The sequence below is a fragment of the Geobacter argillaceus genome (assembly GCF_007830735.1).
Classification (GTDB): domain Bacteria; phylum Desulfobacterota; class Desulfuromonadia; order Geobacterales; family DSM-12255; genus Geomobilibacter; species Geomobilibacter argillaceus.
The window spans coordinates 135,327-159,769 of record NZ_VLLN01000003.1 but is presented as its reverse complement, the minus strand read 5'-3'; the positions used below and the strand labels follow the sequence as shown (position 1 = coordinate 159,769).

The window sequence follows — 24,443 nt, the reverse complement described above, 5'->3', positions numbered from 1 at the left end:
CGTCAGGCAGTGATCCCGTCAGGCGTGGGCTACGGACATCAGGGGGCGGTCATCTTCGGTATGCAGGATCTGAATCTCTCCTTGTTGCACGATTTCGATAAAGTGAGGGACCAGCGCAGGATCGAATTGGCTGCCGGCATTATCCTGCAACTCCTTGATTGCCTGTTCGGGGGGGAGTGCTTTCCGGTAAGGCCGGTCGCTGGTCATGGCATCGAATGAGTCGGCGATGGCGAGAATCCGCGATTCCAGGAGCAACTGTTCCGAGGGAATATTATTGGGATAGCCCTGTCCGTCGAAGCGTTCGTGGTGCTGGCCGATGCAGAGGCGGACGTCGGTGAGGAACTCTATCGGTTCGAGAATCTTCATGCCGATGACCGGATGCTGCTGGAGGTCAATGATATCCTCGGCGGTCAGCCTTCCCTGCTTGTGGAGGAGCGTCAGGTCGACCCCGATCTTGCCGATGTCGTGCAGGATGGCGGCGCGCTCGATGATCTTCAGCCGTTCCTGGGGGAGACCCAGCTTTTTCGCCAGCGCAACGCTGTAGCGGGTGACCCGTTCCGAGTGACCACGTGTGTAGCTGTCGCTCGCTTCGATGGCCGATACCAGGGCGTGAATCGTGTTCATGTAGGTTCTCTGTTGTTCTTCGTAGAGCCGGGCATTCTTGATGGCAATGCTCGCCTGGGCCGCGATGGTTGTCAGCAACTCCAGTTCTTCGTTGGTGTAGACCGAATTGTCCTTCTTGTTGACGACCGTAATGGTGCCGACCATTTCGTCCTTGGTGGCCAGCGGGACACAGATGAGGGTCTTCCGTTCATAGCCGAGGGAGCTGAAACGGTCGAACTGGGGGGCGTCGTTGATGTCGGAGATGAGCAGTGGCTTGCCGTTTTCGATGACCCACGCCGAGACGCTGGATGGTTTCATCGGAATATAGGTTTTCCCTTCGCCAATGGTCCTGTGCCCGAACAGGGAGGATACGAGCAGTTGCTCCCCCTGCTGGTCATAGATGACGATGTAGCCGATCTGGGCGTTCAGTGTTTCCATGGTGGTGTTGACGATGAGATCGAAGAGCTTTGCCGGTTCCATGGTGGAGTTGATTCCCAAACCTACCTTGTACAGGGTGGAGAGTTTGGAGACGGTCTTTTCCAGGACCGTGTTCTTGTCTTCCAGTTCGCCGGCCAGGTCGGCAATTTTATAGTTTGCCTCTTCGATTTCTTCGATCCGCTCTTCCAGGGCGACGTTCAGGTTTTCGATCTCCAGAATCTGTTCTTCCAGTTTCTGGTTCATCTGGTGAATGTCCCGATGATGGGAGAGCTTGCTCTGGGCGAGGGCCAGTTCCCGCTCGTGGGAGATGGCGGTGTCCATGAGACCTTTCAGGCGGACCACCATATGGTTGAAATTGTCGGAGAGCAGTCGCATTTCCGTGCTGCTGTGAAGGGAAGTCTGGCTGGAAAAATCACCTTTTTCCACTAATTGCATGGAGCGGATGAGTTGACGGAGTGGTCGGTCTACATAATAAATCAGCGCGACCGAGATCGTGATGATGATGAGCAGGATGATGCTGGCGGTGGTGATGAGCGAGCTCTGTCTAACGCTGGTCAGATAGGATTCCAGGTAGTTGAGGGACACATCCACCTGAAGTATGCCGAGCGTGTCGGCATTGGAGTCATGGCAGGTGTGACAGGTGGGGCCGTTGTGTATGAGAGCGGACGCGGTAAATGCGTTGGGACGCTGCAACGCACTGGTGTTCCCGGATTTGAGATGGTCCAATTCGGCAGGGGAGATCGGGTGACCGATCTCTTCGGTGTTTGCCGAGTTGAGAATCTTGCCGTCGGGACCGACGATGCGTATCGAGGTGATGTTTTCCTGGGACCTGATCCGGGACAATATGGTGCGAACGTCGTCGGAGCGGCCGCTGCGCATGGCATCGGCAACACTGTTCTTGATGGTTTCCGTGAGAAGGAGGGTGTTCCGTTCCGTAATGCCGTTGACCAGATCCTTTTGCAGGCTGTAAGCGAACAGGCCCGCAACGGCGATAATGGCTACCACGATCGAGCAGGTCAATCCGAGGATTTTTATTTTTAATGAGTTCATGGATTCCGTATGCTAAGAAAAAAATCTCACTTTGACTAGTAATTTTAGCGCGTTAGCGGTTAAAATCAATTAATGGCGATGTCGGTTGGTTGACTGTAATGAGTTGGTTGTCATATGGGTGTGCAATTGGCCCGGTAAACTTGTTGTTGTGTTACATCTTAGTTTTGTTGCTTCAGTGTGTTACGAGTGTTACTGGTTGCTTTTTCACTGTTCGGTGCGGGCCTGCAAACTATGTTCTCAGGGGATCTGATCGCTTCTGTTCACAACAGATTAAGCAAGCAGCTTGCCAAAGGTCGCTGGAATTCGGATGGTCATAGATATCGAAAATACCTATCGTTAGATTTGTTTGAAAAACATTGACGCCACGGGCTGTTTGTGATTTTATCAGCAAGTTTCAGGGATGGGATGGTAGTGTGAGGTACCATTTATGCATATTGGCGGCACTGTTGTTGTGTGTCGTGCACCCGGCGACAGCTGCCCCTTTACGGCCGGAAACCGTGCGGGTTGCCATTCTCAAAGGTGCTGACGTCATTCGCCTGGATGGCAATGGCGTTTTGGTCACCGATGAGCAGCGGATGCCCCTCAGGATCACCCTGCCTGCCCAGATGCGGTTTGTGAAGGGGGGGGTGACGGTGCAGGGAAAGACCGTGCGGGGGGTAACCCTGGCTTCTCCCGCCACCATGCTCGTGAACGGTAAAAAGTACCGTGGCTTGGTGGAACTGATTCCCGCTGACAAGGGGGGGGTGGTCGTCAACGAACTCCCCCTGGAAGAGTATCTGATCGGCCTCATCAACTGCGAGATATCGTCCCAATGGCCGATTGACGCGATAAAGGCCCAGGCGGTGATCGCCCGTTCATATGCCCTGTACCAGATGGAGGCCCGCAGGTATGCCTTGTATCATCTGGAGTCCAGCGTTCTCGATCAGGTCTACGACGGCGCTGGTATTGAGGACAGTCGGGCGGCCCGTGGGGTCCAGGAAACAACGGGAGAGGTCCTGACGTATAACAATAAAGTGATCCAGGCGTTTTACCATTCCAGTTGCGGCGGACATACCGAATCCGCTGCCAATGTCTGGGGTGGTTCTTTTCCTTATCTCCAGGGTGTTGCCTGTGCCTACTGCACCGAAGCCACTGCAGCGCGCTGGGACGCAACCTTGCCGCTGAAAAAGGTGGAGGGGCTCCTCAAGGTTGCCGGCATTCAGGCCTCCGGTCTGAAGGAGATCAGGGCCGGCAGCAGCAACCCGAGTGGCAGACTGGAGCAGGTTGTGCTGGTGACTGCGCGCGGCAATCTGCCGGTTCCGGCAGTGATGTTTCGCAAGGCGGTTGGTTATGGTGTCATCAAGAGCACCAGGTTTCGGATCGACTCCCGGGCTGACGAACTGATCTTCAGCGGTGTCGGCAACGGTCACGGCGTAGGTTTGTGCCAATGGGGGGCCAAGCAGCGGGCCAGCGACGGTTTCGACTACCGGGAGATCCTGAGTTACTACTATCCCGGCACCAAGCTGGTAAAGCTTTACAGCGACTGACCGATGCGGCTTGACGACTTCGATTACGAGCTCCCTGCGGAGCTGATTGCCCAGGAGCCCCTGGCCAGGCGGGACACGGCCCGGCTCATGCTGCTCGACCGGGCGTCCGGAGCGCTCGACGAAAGAACCGTCTCGGCCTTTCCCGATCTGCTCAACAGTGGCGATCTCCTGGTCCTGAACGATACCAGGGTCATTCCGGCACGGCTGTTGGGCCGGAAGGAGAGTGGCGGCCGGGTGGAGATCTTCCTGGTGCGCAGAACTCCGGAAGAGGGGGAGTGCTGGCTCTGTCTGCTCCGTTCTTCCAAACCGTCCCGGCCGGGCACGTGCATCCTGCTCGCCGACGGGATGACCGCCACCGTGACGGCGCAGGTTGACGAAGGGACATGGACCGTTTCCTTTGCACCGGCAGAGGCCTTTTCCGACTGGCTGGAACGGCACGGCCAGATGCCGCTCCCCCCGTACATCAGGCGGGGGGCCGGGGCGCATGACCGGCAGCGGTATCAGACCGTTTTTGCCCGCCAGGCCGGGGCCGTGGCCGCACCTACTGCAGGGCTGCACTTTACCCCGGAGCTCCTGGATGCAGTCCGATCCCGCGGGGTAACGGTCGCCACCCTTACGCTTCATGTGGGGCTCGGTACCTTTCAGCCGGTCCGCGTCGACAATATCCTGGAGCACCGGATGCATCGGGAATTCTACCGGATTCCCGAGGAGACGGCCCGGGAGGTGGCGCGACGCAAGAGAGAAGGCGGGCGGATTGTCACGGTCGGCACCACCACGACCCGGGCGCTGGAACATGCCTCCCGCGAGGATGGGACCGTTCGGGCCGGCGCCGGGGAAGCGGATATATTCATCTACCCCGGTTACCGGTTTCGGGTGGTGGATGCGCTGCTGACCAACTTTCACCTGCCGAAGTCGACGCTCCTCATGCTGGTGTCGGCCTTCGCCGGTAAAGATATGGTCTTTGCGGCGTATGAGGAGGCGATCAGGCGCCGCTTCCGGTTTTTCAGCTACGGCGACGCCATGTTCATCTATTGACGTTGATTCGTAGGGGCGCGGTTCCCGCGACCAGGGCGGGGAAACACCAGGGCGGGGAGACCCCGCCCCTACGGAACCATAAGAGAAAGACAGTCTTTGTCAGCCATACAGTTCACGCTCATCAGGCAGGACGGCAACGCCCGGCTCGGCTCTTTGACAACCCCCCACGGGACCATCGAAACTCCCATCTTCATGCCGGTGGGAACCCAGGGAACCGTGAAGGCAATGACCCCGGACGAACTGCGCCAGGTCGGGTCACAGATCATCCTGGGCAACACCTATCACCTGTATCTTCGGCCCGGCCACGAGCTGGTGGCGCGTCTGGGCGGGCTTCACCGCTTCATGGCCTGGGACGGTCCGATCCTGACCGACAGCGGCGGCTTCCAGGTGTTCAGCCTGGGAGAGCTGCGCAAGATAACGGAGGAGGGGGTCCGGTTCCAGTCCCACCTGGACGGTTCGTACCACCTGCTGACGCCGGAACGTTCCATTGCCGTGCAGGAGGCGCTGGGTGCCGACATCATCATGTGTTTTGACGAATGCCCGCCGGAGCCGGGCGACTTCGCCTATGTGAGCCGGTCCCTGGAGCTCACCACCCGTTGGGCACGGCGCTGCAGGGAGGCGCACCATCGGAGTGACCAGGCCCTGTTCGGCATCGTGCAGGGGGGGCTTTTTCCCGAGCTGCGGGAGCGGAGCGTTCAGGAGCTCCGGGAGATCGGTTTCGACGGGTACGCCCTGGGGGGGGTGTCGGTCGGAGAGGAAAAGGCGCGGATGCGCGAGGTGATGGCCTTCTCGGCGCCGTTTTTCCCGCAGGACCAGCCCCGCTACGTCATGGGGATCGGGACGCCCGAAGATCTGGTGGAGGCGGTTGCTGCAGGGTATGATATGTTCGATTGTGTCATGCCGACCAGAAACGCCAGAAACGGCATGCTCTTCACCTCGTTCGGCCGGGTCAGCATCAAGCGGGGGGAGTATGCGGCCGATGAGGGGCCGCTGGACCCGGAGTGCGACTGCTATGTCTGCCGCACCTTCAGCCGGGCCTATCTGCGCCACCTGTACCGTGCCGGGGAGATTCTGGCTTCACGGCTGAACACCTGGCATAATCTGCACTACTATTTGAACCTGATGTCACAGATGCGCCAGGCCATCGGGGATGGCCGTTTTGCCGAGTTCCGCCGGGAGTTCTACGCGAAGCGGCAGGACGCTAAAGGCTCAGGGCTCAGGGCAGACAGCTTGTAACACTACATACAACGGAGGTTTCATCTATGCTCGGTTTGGCATTCGCAATGGGGACCCCCCCGGGTGGCGCATCAGGAGGGGGGCAGTCGGCACTTCTCAATATCGTGCCGCTGATCTTCATGTTCGGCATCTTCTATTTTCTGCTCATCCGGCCCCAGCAGAAGCGGGCCAAGGAGCACCGGGTCCTGCTTGACGCCCTGAAAAAGGGTGACCAGGTAGTCACAGCCGGCGGTGTCCATGGCAAGGTTTCTGCCATCGACGAGGCGGTCGTCACCCTGGAAGTGGCCACTGGTGTGAATATCAAGGTGGACAAGGGGCATATCGCCCGGGTGGTCATCAAGTAGTTTTCATTCGGCACTGACTGCCGGCAGCTGTTACTACCGGGATGCGGGCGTGTCGTGCCCGTATTCCTTCTGAAAGGAGTACCCAGCATGGCGAAAGGATTTACGTGGCGCGCCAGCCTGATAATCCTCTTCCTTTTCCTGTCGGTTCTCTACATGGTGCCGACCCTGGTTCCCAAACTGCCATCATGGTGGAGCGGACTGCTTCCCAAGGACAAGATCCACCTGGGTCTCGACCTTCAGGGGGGGACCCACCTGGTGATGGAAGTGGACACGCCGAAGGCGGTCGATGGGGCACTGGACCTGATTGCCACCGATCTCGAGGATTCCCTCACTGCCCAAAATCTGCGGTTCAAGCGGATCGGTCGGGTTGCCGGCGACCGGATTCAGCTCTCGCTGTATGACAAGGGGTCGAGCGAAGAGGTCCAGAAACTGGTGAAGAAGAAGTACCCGGAAATGGAACTGCTGCCGCAGACCGAGGAGGGGGGCTTCATCAACCTCCAGCTGCGGATGAACGAAAAGGTGATCCAGGACCGGAAGGACAAGGCCGTTGCCCAGGCCCTGGAGACGATCCGTAACCGGATCGACCAGTTCGGGGTCTCGGAGCCGGTCATCCAGCGTGAAGGGATCAACCACGTGGTGGTCCAACTTCCCGGCATCAAGGATCCCAAGCGGGCCATCGAGCTGATCGGCAAGACGGCGCGCCTTGAATTCAAGCTGGTGGACGAGAACGTAAACGCTGCCACGGCCACCCCGGGCACTATCCCAGAGGACGAAGAACTCCTGACGGAGAAGAGAACCGACCAGACCACCGGCGCGGTGACCGAGATCCCGCTGGTGGTCAAGCGGAAGGCGATGATCACCGGTGAATTGCTGACCGACGCCCAGGTCAGGATCGACTCCCAGTTCAACCAGCCGTACGTGGCCATCGAGTTCAACTCCACCGGGGCCCGGCTGTTCGATCAGGTAACCGCCGCCAACGTGGGCAAGCGGTTTGCCATTGTCCTGGATAATACCGTCTACTCCGCCCCGGTCATCAGGGAGCGGATCTCCGGCGGTAGCGCCCAGATCTCCGGCTCCTTCACCGAAAAGGACGCCGCCGACCTGGCCATCGTCCTGCGGGCCGGCTCGCTGCCCGCGCCGGTCAAGATCATCCAGAACGTGACCGTCGGTCCGTCCCTGGGGCAGGACTCCATCAGCAAGGGGTTGATCGCCGGCGCCATCGGCGTGGCCCTGGTGGTGATCTTCATGACCATCTACTACAAACTGTCCGGTCTGGTCGCCAACCTGGGGATGATCCTCAACATCGTCTACCTGATGGGTTCCCTGTCGGCCCTCGGCGCTACCCTCACCCTGCCGGGCATTGCCGCCATCGTGCTCCTGATCGGTATGTCGGTGGACTCCAACGTCCTTATCTTCGAGAGGATCAGGGAGGAGCTGAGACTCGGCAAGACACCGCAGGCCGGGGTCGACTCCGGGTATGACAAGGCGTTTCTGACCATCATGGACTCCCACGTCACCACCCTGATCACCGCCGCGGTCCTCTTCCAGTTCGGTACCGGACCGGTCAAGGGCTTTGCCGTGTCGCTGAGCCTCGGTATCATCATCAACCTCTTCACCTCCCTGCTGGCAACCAAAGTGGTCTTCGACTTCTTCCTTGGCCGCGGCCGGGTACGGAAGCTGAGCATTTAGAGGGGGCCATTCATGGAACTGATCAAGAAAACCAACATAGATTTCATCGGCAAGCGGAAGATCTCGTTCGTCATCTCCAGCATCATCGCCATTGCCGGGCTCATCGGCATCATCCAGGTGGCGCTGGGCACGGCCAACATGGGGATCGACTTTTCCGGCGGGACCTCGGTCCAGCTCAAGTTCACCCAGCCGGTCCACATCGACCAGGCCCGGGCTGCCCTGGCCAGGCACAACCTGAAAGAGGCCAACCTCCAGGATATCAAGGAGGGGAACAAACTGCTCATCAAGGTGGGCAAGACGACCCTGGCGACCGGCAAGGCTGCTGATACCATTGAGGACGTCTTCCGGAAGGAATTTCCCGGCAACGCCTTTGTGGTTGAGAGCTCCACCGAGATCGGTCCCTCCATCGGCGACAAGCTCCGCAAGGACACGCTGGTGGCCGTGGCCATCTCCATGCTGGGGATCATCATCTACATAGCCTGGCGTTTCGACTTCAAGTTCGGGGTTGGCGCCACCATCGCCACACTTCACGACGTGCTGGCCATGTTTGCCGTCTTCTTTGTCATGCACAAGGAGATCAACCTCCTGTTCATCACCGCGGTCCTGACCATTGCCGGCTATTCCCTGACCGACACGGTCGTCGTGTTCGACCGGATACGGGAAAACCTGCACAAGAACCTGAAGGGGTCAATGTTCACGATATTCAACCAGAGCATCAACGAGGTCCTTTCCCGGACCATCGTCACCTCCCTTACCACATTTCTGGCTGCGTGCTCACTGTTCCTCTTCGGCGGCGAGGTGATTCACGACTTCGCCTTTGCCCTGGTCATCGGCATCGTGGTCGGGACCTATTCATCCGTTTTTGTTGCGAGCCCGATCGTCTCCCTCTGGGAAGAGCGGGCAGTAAGGGCAAAAGCTTAAGGGGGAGCAATCCGTGAGCAAAGAGAATATCCTGTATGCGGTGATAGCCTTGCTGATCGGCATCCTGGGGACCGTCCTGGTCCTGGGGGTCGTGAACAAGAACAAGACCGCCGTGCCTGCCGGTGGCGGTGTCCCCATGGGGGCCGGTTCCCCCACCGATTACCAGGCGCGTATTGCCGAGGCGGAAAAAATCGTGGCCGGAGACCCAAAGAACTACCAGGTCTGGCTCCAGTTAGGGAACGACTACTTCGACACCGAACAGTCCCAGAAGGCGGTCAATGCCTATGGCAAGGCACTGGAGCTGGAGCCGAACAACCCGAATGTCCCCAATATCCTGACCGACCAGGGGGTCATGTACCGGAAGATGGGGCTGTTCGACAAGGCGATCGCCAACTTCGAGAAAGCCGGGGAGATCGATCCCAAGCATCTGCAGAGCCTGTACAACCTGGGTGTTGTCTATGCAAACGACCTGAAACAGCCTGCCAAGGCGATTGAGATCTGGGAGCGCTACGTAAAGATGGACCCCCTGAGTCCCCAGGGGCAGCAGGTCAAGACCATGATAGAGCAGCTGAAGGCCGGCGGTGGCCCACCGCAGGGAGGCTGGAAGTAACGGAAGAAAAAATCCTCGCCCAGGCGGGGATTTTTTCTTTGCGACCTTTGCTGATCTGCACGAGCCACGAGTCCCGAAAGAGGAGTCAATCACCTGTGCATCCGGTCATAGAGCGGCGCTGGACACTTAAAAATGCTGGAGAAACCGTAGTCGGACAACTCTGCCGCGAACTTGGCGTAGGGCGGAGCGTGGCGACGGTACTGGCAAACCGGGGATATGCCGAGCCGGCTGCTGCCGGATCGTTTCTCGAGCCGGCCCTTGCCGGTCTGCACGACCCGTTTCTCCTTGCAGGCATGTCCGAGGCGGTCGATCGTCTGGTCACTGCCCGCAAAGAGCGGGAACAGGTCTGCATTTACGGCGACTACGACGTTGATGGTGTATCCTCGACCGTACTTTTGATGGACTTCTTCCGCCGGGTCGGCATCCCGTGCAGCTACCATATTCCGCACCGGATGGACGAGGGGTATGGTCTCTCCCGCGACGGCCTGGTCATGGTGGCGAAAAGCGGGGCACGGGTGGTGGTAAGCGTCGACTGCGGCATAACGGCAGTCGATGAGGCGCGCTGGTGTGCCGAGAACGGTCTTGACCTGATCATCACCGACCACCATATGCCCGGACCGGAAATCCCGTCTGCCGTGGCCGTGGTCAACCCGCTCCAGCCGGGGTGCGGCGCGCCGTTTCGGCAACTGGCCGGTGTGGGGCTCGCCTTCAAGCTGGTTGTGGCCCTGCGTGCCAGGCTGAGGGCAGAGGGGGTCTATGCCGGCGGCGGGGAGCCGAACCTGCGGCAATACCTGGACCTGGTGGCGCTCGGCACCATCGCCGATCTGGTCCCCCTGGTGGGCGAGAACCGGATCATCGCCCGGTACGGCCTGCAGGAGCTGACCAATTCCCACCGGGTGGGGATCACGGCCCTGAAGGAGGTTGCGGGAGTCAATGGTCAGGTCACCTGCGGGGCGGTCGGTTTTCGTCTCGCCCCACGGTTGAACGCTGCTGGCAGGCTGGATGATGCGGCCCGGGGAGTGGAACTGCTCTTGACGGACGACCCGATCAGGGCGAGGGAGTTGGCCGTCGAACTGGATGCCGGCAATCGCGAACGGCAGGAACTGGAACAGGAGATCCTGCGGGACGCCTTGGCCTTGGTGCGGGAAGACGCGGCCATGCACGGGCGCCGCAGCATTGTACTCGCTTCGCCCGACTGGCACCCCGGTGTGATCGGCATAGTTGCCTCCCGGATCGTCGAACTCTACCACCGGCCAACGGTGCTGATCGCGCTCCAGGACGGGAACGGGAAGGGGTCGGGGAGGAGCATCCCGGCGTTTCATCTGCGCGACGCCCTTGCCGCTTGTAGCGATCATCTGCTCAAGTTCGGCGGGCATCGGCAGGCAGCCGGGCTGGCTATCGACGAATCGACCCTGGCCGCCTTTGTGGAGCGTTTTGACGAGGTTGCTGCCGGCCTGCTCACTCCTGACGACCTGATGCCGGAGTTGACGCTGGAAGGGGTGCTGGAGCCGGCGGAGATTACAACGGAACTGGTCCGGGAACTGGAGCGGTTGGCGCCGTTCGGCATCGGCAATTCCGAACCGCTGTTCCTTGTGCGGGGCGCCCGGGTCGAGAACCGCCGCGAGCTCAAAGGCGGGCATCTGCGCCTGACGCTCAGCTACGGTGGCTATTCTCTGTCGGCCATCGCCTTCAATATGTCCGGTCATCCTGCCACTGCGGAAACGCTGGATCTGGTCTGCTCCCCGCAGCTCAACGAATGGAACGGCAGGACAGCGGTCCAACTGAAGATCAGGGATATGAAGAATCCGTGACTCGTTACCGGTCATTCGTGACTGGTGACGTCGTAAAGGAATACCTCATGCAACGACAGGAACGTTTCGGTCGGGCAGACAAGGCGATGCAGATTGGCTTCTGGGTCAATGCCGTCCTGATGGTGGTCAAGCTGTGTGCCGGCCATTTCGGTCGCTCCGAGGCCGTATTCGCCGACGGCGTGGAGAGTGCCTGCGATTTCGTGGCCATTTTCGCCACCATGGTGGCCCTCAGGATCGGCCGCAAGCCGTTCGACGAGCAGCACCCGTACGGCCACGGCAAGGCAGAGAGCATTGCCGCCATCGTCGTCTCCCTCGTCATCTTTGTTACCGGCGCCGGGATACTGGTCCAGGCGGTGCATACCGTCGTCGATGCCACCTACCAGACCCCGCAGCTTCTGGCAGTGGCTGCCGCCTTCGTGACCATCGGGATTAAAGAGGCGCTGTATCGTTATTCGGTCCGGGTCGGGCGGGATCTGGAGAGTCCGGCGCTGCTGGCCATTGCCAAGGATCACCGCAAGGATGCCCTGACCTCCATCGCTACCCTGATCGGCGTTACCGGCGCCTTTTTCGGTTTTCAGGTGATGGACCCGGTTGCTGCCGGGCTTACCTCCTTGTTCATCTTCCATATCGGCTGGGAAACCTTCAGCAATGCGGCCCACGACCTGATGGACGCCCAGCCGCCTGAAGAGATGCTGGTGACCGTCACGCGGCTGGCCGAAGGGGTTGCCGGCGTAGAGCACGTGCACGAGATTCGGGGGCGCCGCTCCGGCCAGTACTTGATCATCGACCTGAAGCTGGAGATGGACCCCGATATGACCGTCAAGGAGTCCCACTGCATAGCTACGGAGGTGAAACGAACCATTTTCGAGCGGTTTCCCAATGTGGGTGACGTGATGATCCACATCAACCCCCATGACGATCCTGAGCATGAGGATCTGATCAGACTGTAAAAGGCAGTGAGGGGCGGTGCAGGCGATTTTGCCCCCATCAGCCTTGACTGTTGGCAAAAAACGGGTATCCTGCAACAAAATATCATTCAGAGGAGGAGTCCCGATGGGAGAACGATCCACACAGAACCTGAAAGAAGCCTTTGCCGGTGAGTCACAAGCCAACCGCAAATATCTGGCGTTTGCCAAGCAGGCCGACAAAGAGGGTTTTGCCCAGGCGGCCAGGCTCTTCCGGGCTGCTGCCGAGGCGGAGACCATACACGCTCACAGCCATCTGCGGGCGCTGGACGGGGTCAAATCCACAAGGGAGAATCTCCAGGAGGCCATTGCCGGCGAAACCCATGAGTTCAAGAGCATGTATCCGGCCATGATCGCCGAGGCCCAGGCCGAGGACGACAAGCAGGCTCTTCGCTCCTTCCAGTATGCCAACGAAGTGGAAAAGGTCCATGCCGGCCTGTACCAGAAGGCCCTGGAGTCGCTGGATGCCAAAGGCGAGCCGTACGATTACTATCTCTGTCCGGTCTGCGGCCACACCGTCGAGAGGCAAGCGCCGGAATCCTGCGTCGTCTGCGGTGCCAAGGGGAGTGTGTTCTTCAAGGTTTCGTAGCCGTCAGTAGCACATTTTGGTTGGAAGGAAAAGCCGCCCATGTCGTTTGACTGGGCGGTTTTTCCTTTTTCAATAATCGGTTTTTGTTATGACATATTCTGACACAGAGCTGTGTTTGTATGAAAATTATTTTCGAGATGGTTAATTTGGGTCGGTAAATGTGGTAGAATTTCTGGTGTGTAATGTGCTGAGCTAGCAATTTTGCTAGCTTTGTCGGGATGGTTGCTTGTTGGCCGGAAATCTGTGGCCTTTGATGGAGATGGTGGCGGGTGGCAGAAGGATGGGCGGGTGCATGGCTTGGACAAGCATGCTTGCAGGACAGAAACAGGATAAAGGGCACCACAGGGCAGCATGGGATACGTTCCGGGAATTCATCATCGCCGCTCCATTCGTCTGCGGGATTACGATTATGCCGCGGCCGGCGCGTATTTCGTGACGGTGTGCGCACAGGGGCGGGAATGTCTGTTCGGCGGGATCGTCGACGGCGCCATAGTGTTGAACGACGCGGGTAGGATGGTGGCGGAGTGGTGGTGGCGGAAGGTGCCAGAGCATTTTCCGGAGGTGACATTGGACGTATTCACGGTCATGCCGAACCATTTCCATGGGCTCATTTTTATCGACAACGTAGTAGGGGCGGGGTTTCCCCGCCCGGTTTTGAATATGGCAATCACACGGAGGGCGACCCTTGGGCAGGTTGTCGGGTATTTCAAATACCAGACGACGAAGCAGGTTAACCAGATGCGTGACAACCCGGGTGTTCCGGTCTGGCAGCGCAATTATTACGAACGGATCGTCCGGAATGATGCGGAGTTGGCCGCCATCCGGGAATACATCGCCACCAACCCGCAACAATGGGCCGATGACGAGGAAAACCCGGAGCATCCGAGTTCGACCGGTTGATAACATAGGGCGATTCCCCGTGTCCGACCGTTTCGGGGCCTGGTGTAGGGGCGGGGTTCCCCCGCTCGATGTTGATGTTGATTTCGTAGGGGCGAACCCATGTGTTCGCCCGATTGTGGGGGGATGATGGATAAACAGATTGCCCATCTTTCGGAAGAAGGCCGGGTTCATGGGCTTGAAGAGCATCTGAGAGGAACGGCTGAGCTTGCAGCCGGTTTTGCTGCTGAGTTTGGGTGTGCCGAATGGGGGCGATTGGCTGCCATATGGCACGATCTCGGGAAGTATTCAGCTGAATTCCAGCAGTATATCCGTGCGGCCGGGGGTAGAACTGATCACTCCAGTGTTGGCGCACAGTACTCCATTGCCCAGCTTGGCAAAATGGGGAGGGTTCTTGCCTACCTCATTGCCGGCCACCATGCCGGACTGCCCGATTGGATGAGCGATGAGGAAGCCGGTGCTGCGTTGGCACAGCGGCTTGCCAGAACTGAACTGCTGGAGCGTCTGCAGAATGTCGCTGTTCCTTACGGTGTACTTCGTCAGACACTGCCGACAGAACGGCCCAAACCTCCGGTGACCGAGCTTGCCGCTTCACTCTGGATTCGGATGCTGTTCTCCTGTCTGGTTGATGCGGACTTTCTTGACACGGAAGCCTTTTTCGATGAACAGCAGACTACGGTACGGAGCGGTTTCCCCGGCATTGACGAACTTCTCCCGCTTTTTGATTCGTTCATGAAAACCAAAGAAGCTGTGGCTCCCACCACGCCGGTCAACACGAGACGAAAGGCAATTCTTCACCACTGCATCGATGCCGCAGTATTGCCAGCAGGCTTCTTTTCGCTCACCGTGCCGACCGGTGGCGGCAAAACGCTTTCTTCGCTGGCCTTTGCCCTGCACCATACCAGTGTTCACGGCAAACGGCGCATTATTTACGTCATCCCCTACACCAGCATCATTGAACAGACTGCTGACCAGTTCCGGCAGATTTTTGGTGATGCCGTAGTGGAGCACCACAGCAATGTCGCCTGTCAGGACAATGAGGAGGAATCCTCCCGATTGCGCCTGGCAGCTGAAAACTGGGATGCTCCGCTCATCGTGACCACGACTGTGCAATTTTTCGAATCGCTCTTTGCCAGCCGCACAAGCCGGTGCCGCAAACTGCATAATATCGTTAACAGTGTTGTCATTCTGGATGAAGCCCAGCTGTTGCCTCCCGATTTTCTCACTCCGATTCTCGAAGCGCTCAAGGAGCTTCAGAAGAACTATGGTGTTACAGTTCTTTTCTGTACGGCCACCCAGCCGGCCCTTGGACCGCACAGGTCCGGAGATTTTGACTTCAAGGGGATTCCGGGCATCACAGAAATCATGCCCGACCCGCAGGGGCTGCAGACCGCGCTGCAGCGAACGAGCATTCACCCTTTACGCAACTTTGCACCCATATCTTGGGAAGAGTTGACCGGCGAGCTTATTCAGCATGATTCCGCTCTCTGCATCGTCAACCGGCGTAACGATGCGCGAACCTTGTGGGAGATGATGCCGGAAGGAACAATTCACCTGTCGGCGCTAATGTGCGGTGCTCACCGGGCAGAGCGGATCAGGGAGATCAAGGCGCGGCTGCGTTCGGGGCGACCGACCCGTGTCATCAGCACCCAACTGGTTGAGGCCGGTGTAGATGTTGACTTTCCGGTGGTCTACCGGGCCGCCGCCGGGCTTGACTCCATTGCCCAAGCCGCCGGGCGTTGTAACCGGGAAGGGCTACGGGAGAGGGGTGACGTCTTCGTTTTTATGCCACCATCCAGAATCCCGGCGGGACATCTGCGCCAGGCGGCGGAGATCGGCATGCGGCTGCTGGCTGACAGCGACGGCGATCCGTTGGCCGTCCAGCAGTTCGAAGCGTTCTTCCGCGAGTTTTACTGGATGCAGGGGAGTCGTCTCGACAAGGAAAACATCATGGGGCTGTTGCGCAACGATCCGGAACTCAGGTTCAGCTTCCGTTCTGCGGCTCGCAAGTTTCAGCTGATAGACGAAACTGCCCAGGCGCCGGTAATCGTTCAGTTCGAGAATGACGAACTGCTGGCCCTGCTGGAGCACCAGGGGCCGGAACGCTGGTTGCTCCGCAAACTCCAACGGTCCGTGGTCAACCTGCCACGCTGGCTGCACCGGCGGCTGGTGTCCGAGGGGGCGATCAGGGAACCGCACCCCGGTATCTTCGTGCAGGGGCATGGGGCGCTGTATCACCGGGAATTGGGCTTCTGCCCGGATAAATCTATCGTGTACGAACCTGATGAGCTGATGTGCTGAATACTGGGAAAGGAGGAAAGGTATGGATCTGACATCCACCAAAAGCCGGGTGATGCGGCTCAAGGTCTGGGGAGACAACGCTTGTTTTACCCGGCCTGAAATGAAGGTGGAACGGGTTTCCTACGACGTTATGACGCCGTCGGCGGCCTGGGGGGTACTGGAGGCGATTCTCTGGAAGCCGGCCATCCGCTGGCATTTGGAGCGGATTGACGTGCTAAAGCCGATTCGCTGGGAATCGGTAAGGCGTAATGAGGTAGGAAGCGTCATGTCACCGCGCAGCAACGGCCTGTTTATCGAAGATCAGCGCCAGCAGCGGGCCGGCCTGTTTTTGCGGGACGTCGCCTACACCATCCACGCCTGGTTCGAGATGACCGTACCGCCTGATGAGCGAAACAATGTGATCAAGTTCCAGGAGATGTTCATCTGCCGGGCATCAAAAGGGAAATGCTTCAACCAGCCATATCTGGGGACACGGGAGTTTTCCGCCGGCTTTGCGCTGGTCCCCCATGACCAGCCTATCCCCGCGCCGATTGGCGAGACGCGTGATCTCGGCTTCATGCTCTACGATCTGTGCCACGATAACAGCAGGGATCCCGGCCATGTCCACTCCTGCACCGACGGCTGCCGCCCCTCGTTTTTTAGGGCGGAACTGAAGGAGGGTCGGATGATGATTCCGGCCCATGACAGCGAGGGGGTGCGGCGATGATTCTACAGGCGCTGGCCGGATACTACCGACGCATGGCCGAAGAAGGAAGCAGTGATGTTGCTCCGGAAGGCTTTGAGAAGAAAGAGATTCCCTTTCTCATTGTGATTGATAAGTCTGGTAACTTTGTAGGCCTGAGCGATACCAGGGATGGAACCGGCAAGAAGAAGCAAGGGAGAATCTTCACTGTTCCCAAAGGGGTCAAGAAAACGAGCGGCATTGCCGCAAACCTCTTGTGGGATACGCCCAATTACGTTCTGGGCATACCTAAAATTGATGCGAAAAAGGAAGCGAAGAAAGACCCTTGGGAAACTGCTCGCCAGCAGAAGGACGCCTTTGCCAGGAAGATAGCAGAAGAACTGCCTGACGCATTGACGGACGATGGGATCAAGGCTGTCCTGGATTTTCTGGCACATTCTGAGTACCCAAAACTCCAGGAACACCCATCATGGCAAGATATTGCTGAAGGTGGGGTGGTGCTGACATTCAAGCTCAGTGACGATGCTGGCCTGATCTGCGAACGATCAGCAGTTATGGCGGCCCTGACTGCAGAAAGGAACGATGGAGATATCCCTTGCTCCAGGCAGGTCTGTCTTGTTTCAGGGGTAGAAGATGAGCCGGTTCGATTGCATACGTCAATCAAGGGAGTTTGGGGGGCGCAGAGTTCCGGCGCCAATATCGTTTCATTCAATCTTGATGCGTTTCGTTCCTTCGGCAAAGAGCAGGGGCTGAACGCTCCGGTTGGTAAACAGGCAGAATTTGCCTATACGACAGCCCTGAATACGTTGTTGCTGAAAGGCTCGCGGCAAAGAATCCAAGTTGGAGACAGCAGTACCATTTTCTGGGCCAGCGAAAAGCACCATATCGAAGATATCTTTGCCGACCTGTTTGGTGAACCGGCCAAGGAAAACCCCGATCAGTTGACCCAGGCGGTCCGTTCGCTTTATGCTTCGCCCCGTGCCGGTACGCCGCCGCTGGATGATGACCTTACCCCGTTTTACGTCCTTGGATTGGCTCCAAACGCGGCCCGCATCGCCATCCGCTTCTGGCACGCCGGCACGGTTGGCGAAACTGCCCGCCACATTTGTCAACATTTCGACGATTGCGCTGTTGTTCACGGCCCCAATCAGCCCGAACACCTTTCCCTTTTTCGTTTACTGGTCGCTACGGCTCTACAGGGAAAGTCCGAGAATATTCCGCCAAATCTGTCCGGCGATCTTATGAAGGCGATTCTGGCCGGCACTCCCTATCCCCAGACCTTGCTCTCTGCAGCGATTCGTCGTTGCAGGGCGGAAAGGGAAATAACCTACCCTCGCGTGGCGCTCATCAAAGCCGTATTGGCGCGGGGGGCACGATACTACCAATCAAACGAACAGGAGGTCGGCATGGCACTCGATGTAACCAATCCCAATCCGGGCTATCGCCTCGGGCGGCTCTTCGCGGTACTGGAGAAGATTCAGGAGGAGGCGAGCCCTGGTATCAACGCAACAATCCGGGACCGGTTCTATGGCTCGGCGTCGGGAACGCCGGTGGCGGCGTTCCCACACCTGATGAAACTGAAAAATCACCATCTCTCGAAACTCGAAAACCGCGGGAGGGCGGTTAATCTTGAGAAGATCGTCGGTGAGATTATGGATGGCCTCGATGATTTCCCTACCCATCTGAACCTGCAGGATCAAGGGCGCTTTGCCGTAGGCTACTATCACCAGCGCCAGGATTTTTTCAAAAAGAACGAAGCCACTACTAACGTGAACCCATAGGAGGAGATACCGATGACTATTCAAAACCGTTATGACTTTGTCCTGTTTTTCGACGTGAAAGACGGTAACCCCAACGGCGACCCGGATGCCGGGAACTTGCCCCGTATCGACCCGGAAACCGGCCATGGGTTGGTGACGGACGTCTGTCTGAAGCGGAAGGTGCGGAACTTTGTCCAGTTGGATAAAGACCTGACGCAGGGGTATGACATCTTTGTCAAAGAGAAGGCTATCCTTAACAACCTTATCGACGAGGCTCATGAGCAGGAGAATGTGAAGGCAAAGGAAAAGGGCGAGAAAACTGAGGCTGCCAGGCAGTTTATGTGTGGCAAATACTATGACGTCCGGACCTTTGGTGCTGTCATGTCAACTGGTAAAAACGCTGGACAGGTGCGTGGTCCGGTTCAGTTGACCTTTGCCCGCAGCGTCGACCAGATCGTGCCGCTGGAGCACAGCATCACCCGCATGGCAGTAGCAACCCCTGCCGAAGCTGAAAAGCAGGACGGGGATAACCGCACCATGGGGCGCAAATTCACTGTCCCCTATGCCCTTTACCGTTGCCATGGCTTCATCTCTGCACCCTTGGCGGGTCAGACCGGTTTTAGTGAGGACGACCTTGAACTGTTCTGGCAGTCGCTGGTCAATATGTTCGAGCATGACCGCTCGGCCGCCCGTGGCCAGATGTCGGCCCGGAAGCTGATCATCTTCAAGCATGACTCGAAAATGGGAAACGCCCCGGCCCATCACCTGTTCGATCTGGTGACTGCCGAGGCGTCGGAGTCGCCGGTTCGCAGTTTCAATCACTATGATATTTGCGTGCCGACTCAGGAGAATGTGCCGCAGGGTGTGACGGTCATTGAGAGGTTATGAGGTACTATTGGCAATAAACCCAGGGCGGCCACCCAGGGCCGTTCCTACGGAATTTTGATTATCGGGCGGGATGACCCCGCCCCTACAAGGCAATTGATATGAAAAAACCGAAAGACCTTATCCCGCCCACTGGCGACTTCCTCCTCTACCAGACCGAGGACGGCACTACGCGCATCGAAGTCCGGATGCAGGATGAAACCGTCTGGTTGAGCCAGAAACAGATGGCGGACCTGTTCCGGAAGGATGTGCGGACGGTCAATGAGCATATCAAGAACATCTTCGCCGAGGGGGAGCTATCGGCTGACTCAGTTATCCGGAAATTCCGGATAACTGCCTCTGACGGTAAAACCTATGACACTGCTCACTATAACCTCGACGTCATCATCTCCGTCGGCTACCGGGTCAAGTCCCATCGCGGTACTCAGTTCCGCATCTGGGCCACCCAGCGGTTACGGGAGTACATCATCAAGGGGTTCGCCATGGATGACGAACGCCTGAAAAACCCGCCGGGCAAGGGCCAGAAAGATTACTTCGACGAACAGCTGGAGCGGATACGGGATATCCGTTCTTCTGAGCGACGCTTTTACCAGAAAGTACTCGATATCTACGCGACCAGTGTTGACTATTCGCCGAACACGGAGATATCACAGCAATTCTTTGCCACCATGCAGAACAAGATGCACTGGGCCTGCCACGGCCACACGGCGGCGGAGGTGATCCATCAGCGGGCGGATGCCACCAAGCCGCACATGGGACTTGTCACGACCCGTCCCGGCGGCATCGTCCGCAAGGATGATGTCACGATTGCCAAGAACTACCTGACGGAAGAAGAGCTCCACGCGCTGAACCGCATTGTAAGTGCATATATCGATTTCGCCGAACTCCAGGCATTGCGGCGCAAGCCGATGACCATGCGTGACTGGATTGTAAAGCTGGATGATTTCCTGAAGCTCTCGGAACATGAACTGCTGGATCATGCCGGTTCGATTTCCACTGAAACAGCGAAGGCAAAGGCAGAAGTGGAATATGAACGGTACCGGGTCCTGATTGACGCCCGGCCGCGCCAGGTAGATCGGGATTTTCTGGAAGCGATAAAGACGATTGAGTCCAAGCGGAAGGGTAGCCAGAAATGACCAGAGCGGCTCTACCCCACGATCTCGTTCAACCCGTCGATCACCCGGACCAGTTCTTCCGGGCTGGCCTCGGCGATCTTCTTGCCGATCCGCTCGACCGAGAGGGTGCGGATCTGGCTGATCTTGATCCAGGACTGTTTGGGGAGGCCGGGCGAGGCGAGTTCCAGGGTGAGGGGGAAGCCGGCCCGTTGCGGCTGGCTGGTGATGGCGACGGCGATGACCGTGCCGGAACGGGCGTTGAACACGTCATGGCTCAGGATGAGCACCGGCCGCAGGCCGGCCTGCTCGTTGCCGCGCACCGGGTTGAGGTCGGCCCAGCGGATGTCGCCCCTCAGTATTCGGGCCATTCGCTTAACTCCTCTCCCATCCCCTCCTCGGCCATGGCCTTTTCAAAGGTTGGGTCGAGCAGGGCGCACTCGGCTGCCAGCCGGTTCTTGCCGAGGCGGGCCAGCTTTTCCTGTACCGCCATCTCGATTACCCGGCTGCGGTTGGGGAACAGGTGGCGCCTTACGAGGCTGTCGACCTCGGCCAGAGTCTTTTCGTCGAGCGTTACGGCCAGCTTTGCTTTTGCCATGGAACACCTCCCTCTCGCTGGTATGATGTTATGTCATACCAGTGCGTGAGTCAAGGTCCCATCGCTGCGAGGAGTTATGGAAGATACTCAAGCTGATCCGATCATGCTTTCAGCCCTGGAGCACTACAGCTACTGTCCGCGCCAGTGCGCCTTGATCCATGTCGAACGGGTCTGGGACGAAAACCTCTACACCATGCGGGGTCGCGACGTACATGAGCATGTGGACGAGGTTTCGTCCAGCGAGTCGACCGGTGTCCGCTTCGAGCGGGCGCTTCCCATCTGGTGCCGCAGGTTGAACCTGACCGGCAAGGCCGATCTGGTGGAGTTTCACGGTGATGTTCCCTATCCGGTGGAGTACAAGTCCGGCCGGCAGCGAAAGGGCCATCACGAAGCTCTGCAGCTCTGCGCCCAGGCCATTTGCCTCGAAGAGATGTTCGGCGTACCGGTTGAAAAGGGGGCACTCTACTGGCACGGCTCACGGGAACGACGGGAGGTCGTCTTTACCGATGCCATGCGGGCCGAGGTGGAGCGGGTGGCTGATGCCGTGGGTAACATGTTGTTAAACGGCCTCGTGCCGCCGCCGGTGAATGATAAGCGGTGCGAGGGGTGCTCGTTGAATGAATCGTGCCTGCCGGCAGTCGTTGCCGAAAAGGAGCGGAGCCGCCGGGCGGCGCGGGAACTGTTTGTCGTCTGAGGAGGGTAAATGGAAACCAAGCTGGTGGTGTTTCAAAACAAGGAAATCCGTAGGACACTTCACAATGGCGAATGGTGGTTTTCTGTTGTGGATGTCTGCGGCGTTTTGACTGAAAGTGCGGATGCAGGGGCTTACTGGAGGAAACTGAAACAGCGACTCAATGCGGAAGGAAGTGAGGTCGTGACAAATTGTCACGGACTGAAGTTGGTAGCAGCGGATGGGAAGAAATACCTAACCGACTGCGCCAACACAGAAGGCCTCTTCCGCATCATCCAGTCTATCCCCTCTCCCAAGGCCGAACCGTTCAAGCGCTGGCTGGCAAAGGTGGGGTACGAGCGGGTACAGGAGATTGAAGACCCGGAGCTGTCGACGGCCAGGACGCGGGAACTGTACCGGGCCAAGGGGTATTCCGAAGCCTGGATCGAGAAGCGGATGCGCGGCATTGCCGTGCGGGCCGAACTTACCGAGGAGTGGAAGAACCGTGGCGTGGGGGAAGCGCCCGAGTATGCCATACTGACCGCCGAGATCAGCAAGGCCGCCTTCGGCATGACACCGGCCGAATACAAGGAGTTCAAGGGGCTGGAGCGGGAGAATCTGCGGGACCACATGAACGACCTGGAGCTGATCTTTTCCATGCTGGGGGAGGCGGCCACGACCGAAATCGCCCGAAAGCAGGATGCGCAAGGCTTTCAGAAAAACAGGGTAGCCGCTCACAAGGGCGGGCGGATTGCCGGCGAGGCGCGGGAAAAGCTGGAGATCGAGACCGGGGAAAAGGTGGTTACGCCGGAAAACTACCTTGACGAGCCGGAGAGCAGGAAGCGGCTGAGAAATCCCCCCCGGCCCCCCTTTCCTAAAGGGGGGAGCAAGCCATGAAACAACTACTCAACACCCTCTACGTCATGACCCAGGGGGCCTATCTCTCGCTCGATCATGAAACTGTGCGGGTGGAGGTGAATGGCGCGTTGCAGCTTCAGGTGCCGCTGCACCACCTGGGCTCCATCGTCACCATGGGGAATGTGATGATCAGCCCGTTTTTTCTCGGCAAGTGCGCCGATGACGGGCGGACTGTGGTGATCCTCGACCGCAACGGCCGCTTCAAGTGCCGGATGGTGGGGAAGACCAGCGGGAACGTGCTGCTCCGGCAGGCCCAGCACGACGCGGTGCGTGATCCGCAGCGCGTAACGTCGCTTGCCGCCGCCATGACCGCCGGCAAGGTGAAGAATGCCCGCAATGTGTTGATGCGCAGCGCCCGCGAGACGGAACGGGCGGACGAAGAAATGCGCCTGCGCAAGTCTGCCGATATTCAGGCCGATGCCCTGTTCCATCTGAAGACGCCCCGCGATCCCGATCATGTACGCGGGCTGGAAGGTGAGGCGGCAGCTGCCTATTTCGAAGTGTTTCCACTTATGTTCAAACCGGAAGAGCGGGAAGCCCTGCCGATGAACGGTCGCAATCGCCGCCCGCCGCTCGATCCGGTGAACGCCCTTATTTCGTTCCTGTATACCCTGCTGCTGAACGACTGCATCAGCGCCCTGGAAGGTGTCGGCCTCGATCCGCAGATCGGTTTCCTGCATGTACCCCGTCCCGGCAGGCCATCGCTGGGGCTCGACCTCATGGAGGAGTTCCGGGCATTCATGGCCGATCGGCTGGCAATCACCCTGATCAACCGCAAACAGATAACGGTCGACCATTTCGAGCCACGCCCTGGTGGGGCGGTCTACCTGAACGAAAAGGGGCGCCGGGAGGTGGTGGCTGCCTGGCAGAAGCGAAAACAGGAAGAAGCCGACCATCCGCTGCTGGCGGAAAAGTCGCCCATCGGCCTCCTGCCGTTTCTTCAGGCAAGGCTGCTGGCGCGCCATCTCCGCGGGGACCTGGAGTCCTACGTGCCGTATGTTCATGGGTAAATCTCCCCTGGCCCCCCTTTTGTAAAGGGGGGAATATATGACCAATTCTTGCCGCAGCGGATGATGTGCAGTTTTATCGGCAGAAGCCCATTGGGCCATACATAGTGGATTTCTTCGCACCTGAAGCAGGGTTGATCGTTGAGGTCGACGGCAGCCAGCACGGCGAGCCGGACAATCTCGAACAAGATCGGGTGCGTGATCTATGTCTGAAGGACGAAGGACTGCTGGTGTTGCGTTTTCATAACCGGGAAGTATTGCTGGAAATTGATGCGGTGCTTGAGCGGATTCTGGAAGTGATTCTGCGGAGATAATCCCCTCATGGAGGGGGGAGGGGATTAGAGAGGGGATGTGATGTGGATTGTTGTCTGTTATGACGTGAACACCGAGACCAAAGAGGGGCGCCGTCGCCTGCGCCGTGTCGCCCAGGTCTGCAAGAACTACGGTCAGCGGGTGCAGAAATCGGTGTTCGAGTGCCAGGTGGACGAGATGAAGTATGAACAATTACGGCGAAAGTTGCTGAAGGAGGTCAAGCTTGAGTTGGACAACCTGCGGCTCTATCGTCTGACCGAGCCGCGGGAAACGAGGGTCGAGGAGTATGGCATGACCAGAACCGTCTTTTTTGACGAGGAAACGTTGGTGGTATGATTGCGCGAACCTGGTGCTGACCCAGGAATGCGGGGATGTTCGCGATGTTTGAAATTATGGTAAAAAACGGAGGATTGTTGAGTCTGGAGGGCCTTGCTCAGGCGCGATACATGCCGGTTCGCAGAATTGGCAAAGTAACATGCTGAAA

Annotated in this window: 24 protein-coding genes; 21 read left to right on the top strand and 3 right to left on the bottom strand. The window is 58.4% G+C overall.

The genetic code is table 11. From position 1 onward, the window contains the following. Positions 1-18: 18 nt before the first annotated feature. The gene (locus JN12_RS03635) at positions 19-2,091 is read right to left on the bottom strand and encodes an HD domain-containing phosphohydrolase (RefSeq protein ID WP_145018316.1); all 2,073 of its coding nucleotides are present in this window, start codon (positions 2,089-2,091) and stop codon (positions 19-21) included. 413 nt (positions 2,092-2,504) lie between these two features. Here JN12_RS03635 and JN12_RS03630 point away from each other — a divergent pair, with 413 nt between their 5' ends. The 16 genes from JN12_RS03630 (at position 2,505) to JN12_RS03555 (ending at position 20,478) form a co-directional block, all read left to right on the top strand. After that, positions 2,505-3,617: a SpoIID/LytB domain-containing protein gene (locus JN12_RS03630; protein ID WP_145018313.1), complete on the top strand. Its 1,113-nt coding sequence runs from the start codon at positions 2,505-2,507 to the stop codon at positions 3,615-3,617. Positions 3,618-3,620: 3 nt separating this feature from the next. After that, entirely contained in the window at positions 3,621-4,652 is a 1,032-nt protein-coding gene (queA, locus tag JN12_RS03625; RefSeq protein ID WP_145018310.1) for a tRNA preQ1(34) S-adenosylmethionine ribosyltransferase-isomerase QueA, read from the top strand. Positions 4,653-4,748: 96 nt separating this feature from the next. Next, positions 4,749-5,888: a tRNA guanosine(34) transglycosylase Tgt gene (gene tgt / locus JN12_RS03620; RefSeq protein ID WP_145018307.1), complete on the top strand. Its 1,140-nt coding sequence runs from the start codon at positions 4,749-4,751 to the stop codon at positions 5,886-5,888. Between the two features lie 26 nt (positions 5,889-5,914). Next, positions 5,915-6,232 (top strand): preprotein translocase subunit YajC, encoded by a 318-nt coding sequence (gene yajC, locus JN12_RS03615; protein ID WP_145018304.1) that lies wholly within the window; start codon positions 5,915-5,917, stop codon positions 6,230-6,232. Positions 6,233-6,319: 87 nt separating this feature from the next. After that, complete coding sequence (secD, locus tag JN12_RS03610; protein WP_145018301.1) at positions 6,320-7,921, top strand: protein translocase subunit SecD; 1,602 nt, start codon at positions 6,320-6,322, stop codon at positions 7,919-7,921. Between the two features lie 12 nt (positions 7,922-7,933). Then, positions 7,934-8,842 carry a protein translocase subunit SecF gene (gene secF / locus JN12_RS03605; protein WP_145018298.1) on the top strand — a complete coding sequence of 303 codons (909 nt, stop codon included), beginning with the start codon at positions 7,934-7,936 and terminating at the stop codon, positions 8,840-8,842. A 13-nt stretch (positions 8,843-8,855) separates the two neighbouring features. Beyond that, the gene (locus tag JN12_RS03600) at positions 8,856-9,452 is read left to right on the top strand and encodes a tetratricopeptide repeat protein (protein WP_145018295.1); all 597 of its coding nucleotides are present in this window, start codon (positions 8,856-8,858) and stop codon (positions 9,450-9,452) included. 95 nt (positions 9,453-9,547) lie between these two features. Further along, entirely contained in the window at positions 9,548-11,263 is a 1,716-nt protein-coding gene (gene recJ, locus JN12_RS03595) for a single-stranded-DNA-specific exonuclease RecJ (RefSeq protein WP_145018292.1), read from the top strand. A 47-nt stretch (positions 11,264-11,310) separates the two neighbouring features. Further along, positions 11,311-12,213: a cation diffusion facilitator family transporter gene (locus JN12_RS03590; RefSeq protein ID WP_145018289.1), complete on the top strand. Its 903-nt coding sequence runs from the start codon at positions 11,311-11,313 to the stop codon at positions 12,211-12,213. Between the two features lie 103 nt (positions 12,214-12,316). Beyond that, on the top strand, positions 12,317-12,817 hold the full coding sequence (locus JN12_RS03585) for a rubrerythrin family protein (RefSeq protein WP_145018286.1): 501 nt from the start codon (positions 12,317-12,319) through the stop codon (positions 12,815-12,817). Between the two features lie 351 nt (positions 12,818-13,168). Continuing rightward, positions 13,169-13,717 (top strand): transposase, encoded by a 549-nt coding sequence (locus JN12_RS03580; protein ID WP_145018283.1) that lies wholly within the window; start codon positions 13,169-13,171, stop codon positions 13,715-13,717. Positions 13,718-13,843: 126 nt separating this feature from the next. Then, positions 13,844-16,015 (top strand): CRISPR-associated helicase Cas3', encoded by a 2,172-nt coding sequence (cas3, locus tag JN12_RS03575; RefSeq protein ID WP_246125738.1) that lies wholly within the window; start codon positions 13,844-13,846, stop codon positions 16,013-16,015. Positions 16,016-16,037: 22 nt separating this feature from the next. Beyond that, positions 16,038-16,721, top strand: coding sequence for a type I-C CRISPR-associated protein Cas5c (gene cas5c / locus JN12_RS03570; RefSeq protein WP_145018280.1), 684 nt, complete (start codon positions 16,038-16,040; stop codon positions 16,719-16,721). After that, entirely contained in the window at positions 16,718-18,478 is a 1,761-nt protein-coding gene (gene cas8c / locus JN12_RS03565) for a type I-C CRISPR-associated protein Cas8c/Csd1 (protein WP_145018277.1), read from the top strand. The genes cas5c and cas8c overlap by 4 nt, the downstream gene beginning before the upstream one ends. A 12-nt stretch (positions 18,479-18,490) precedes the next feature. Further along, positions 18,491-19,345, top strand: a complete 855-nt coding sequence (gene cas7c / locus JN12_RS03560; RefSeq protein ID WP_145018274.1) for a type I-C CRISPR-associated protein Cas7/Csd2 — start codon at positions 18,491-18,493, stop codon at positions 19,343-19,345. Positions 19,346-19,443: 98 nt separating this feature from the next. Next, entirely contained in the window at positions 19,444-20,478 is a 1,035-nt protein-coding gene (locus JN12_RS03555) for a virulence RhuM family protein (RefSeq protein WP_145018271.1), read from the top strand. Positions 20,479-20,489: 11 nt separating this feature from the next. On the opposite strand, the gene JN12_RS03550 is transcribed toward JN12_RS03555, so the two are convergent. After that, positions 20,490-20,825, bottom strand: a complete 336-nt coding sequence (locus JN12_RS03550) for a type II toxin-antitoxin system PemK/MazF family toxin (RefSeq protein ID WP_145018268.1) — start codon at positions 20,823-20,825, stop codon at positions 20,490-20,492. Beyond that, the gene (locus JN12_RS03545; protein WP_145018265.1) at positions 20,810-21,052 is read right to left on the bottom strand and encodes a ribbon-helix-helix domain-containing protein; all 243 of its coding nucleotides are present in this window, start codon (positions 21,050-21,052) and stop codon (positions 20,810-20,812) included. The genes JN12_RS03550 and JN12_RS03545 overlap by 16 nt, the downstream gene beginning before the upstream one ends. 76 nt (positions 21,053-21,128) lie before the next feature. On the opposite strand from JN12_RS03545, the gene cas4 reads away from it, so the two are divergent. The 5 genes from cas4 to cas2 all read left to right on the top strand — a co-directional run bounded on the left by cas4 (position 21,129) and on the right by cas2 (position 24,295). Further along, on the top strand, positions 21,129-21,746 hold the full coding sequence (gene cas4 / locus JN12_RS03540) for a CRISPR-associated protein Cas4 (RefSeq protein WP_145018262.1): 618 nt from the start codon (positions 21,129-21,131) through the stop codon (positions 21,744-21,746). Between the two features lie 9 nt (positions 21,747-21,755). Next, positions 21,756-22,619, top strand: a complete 864-nt coding sequence (locus JN12_RS03535; RefSeq protein ID WP_145018259.1) for a BRO-N domain-containing protein — start codon at positions 21,756-21,758, stop codon at positions 22,617-22,619. After that, a complete protein-coding gene (gene cas1c / locus JN12_RS03530) occupies positions 22,616-23,650 on the top strand; it encodes a type I-C CRISPR-associated endonuclease Cas1c (protein WP_145018256.1) in 1,035 nt (344 codons plus the stop codon). The genes JN12_RS03535 and cas1c overlap by 4 nt, the downstream gene beginning before the upstream one ends. A gap of 65 nt (positions 23,651-23,715) precedes the next feature. After that, positions 23,716-23,961, top strand: a complete 246-nt coding sequence (locus tag JN12_RS03525; RefSeq protein ID WP_281287708.1) for an endonuclease domain-containing protein — start codon at positions 23,716-23,718, stop codon at positions 23,959-23,961. A gap of 40 nt (positions 23,962-24,001) precedes the next feature. Next, entirely contained in the window at positions 24,002-24,295 is a 294-nt protein-coding gene (gene cas2, locus JN12_RS03520; RefSeq protein ID WP_145018249.1) for a CRISPR-associated endonuclease Cas2, read from the top strand. The last annotated feature ends 148 nt before the right edge of the window (positions 24,296-24,443 follow it).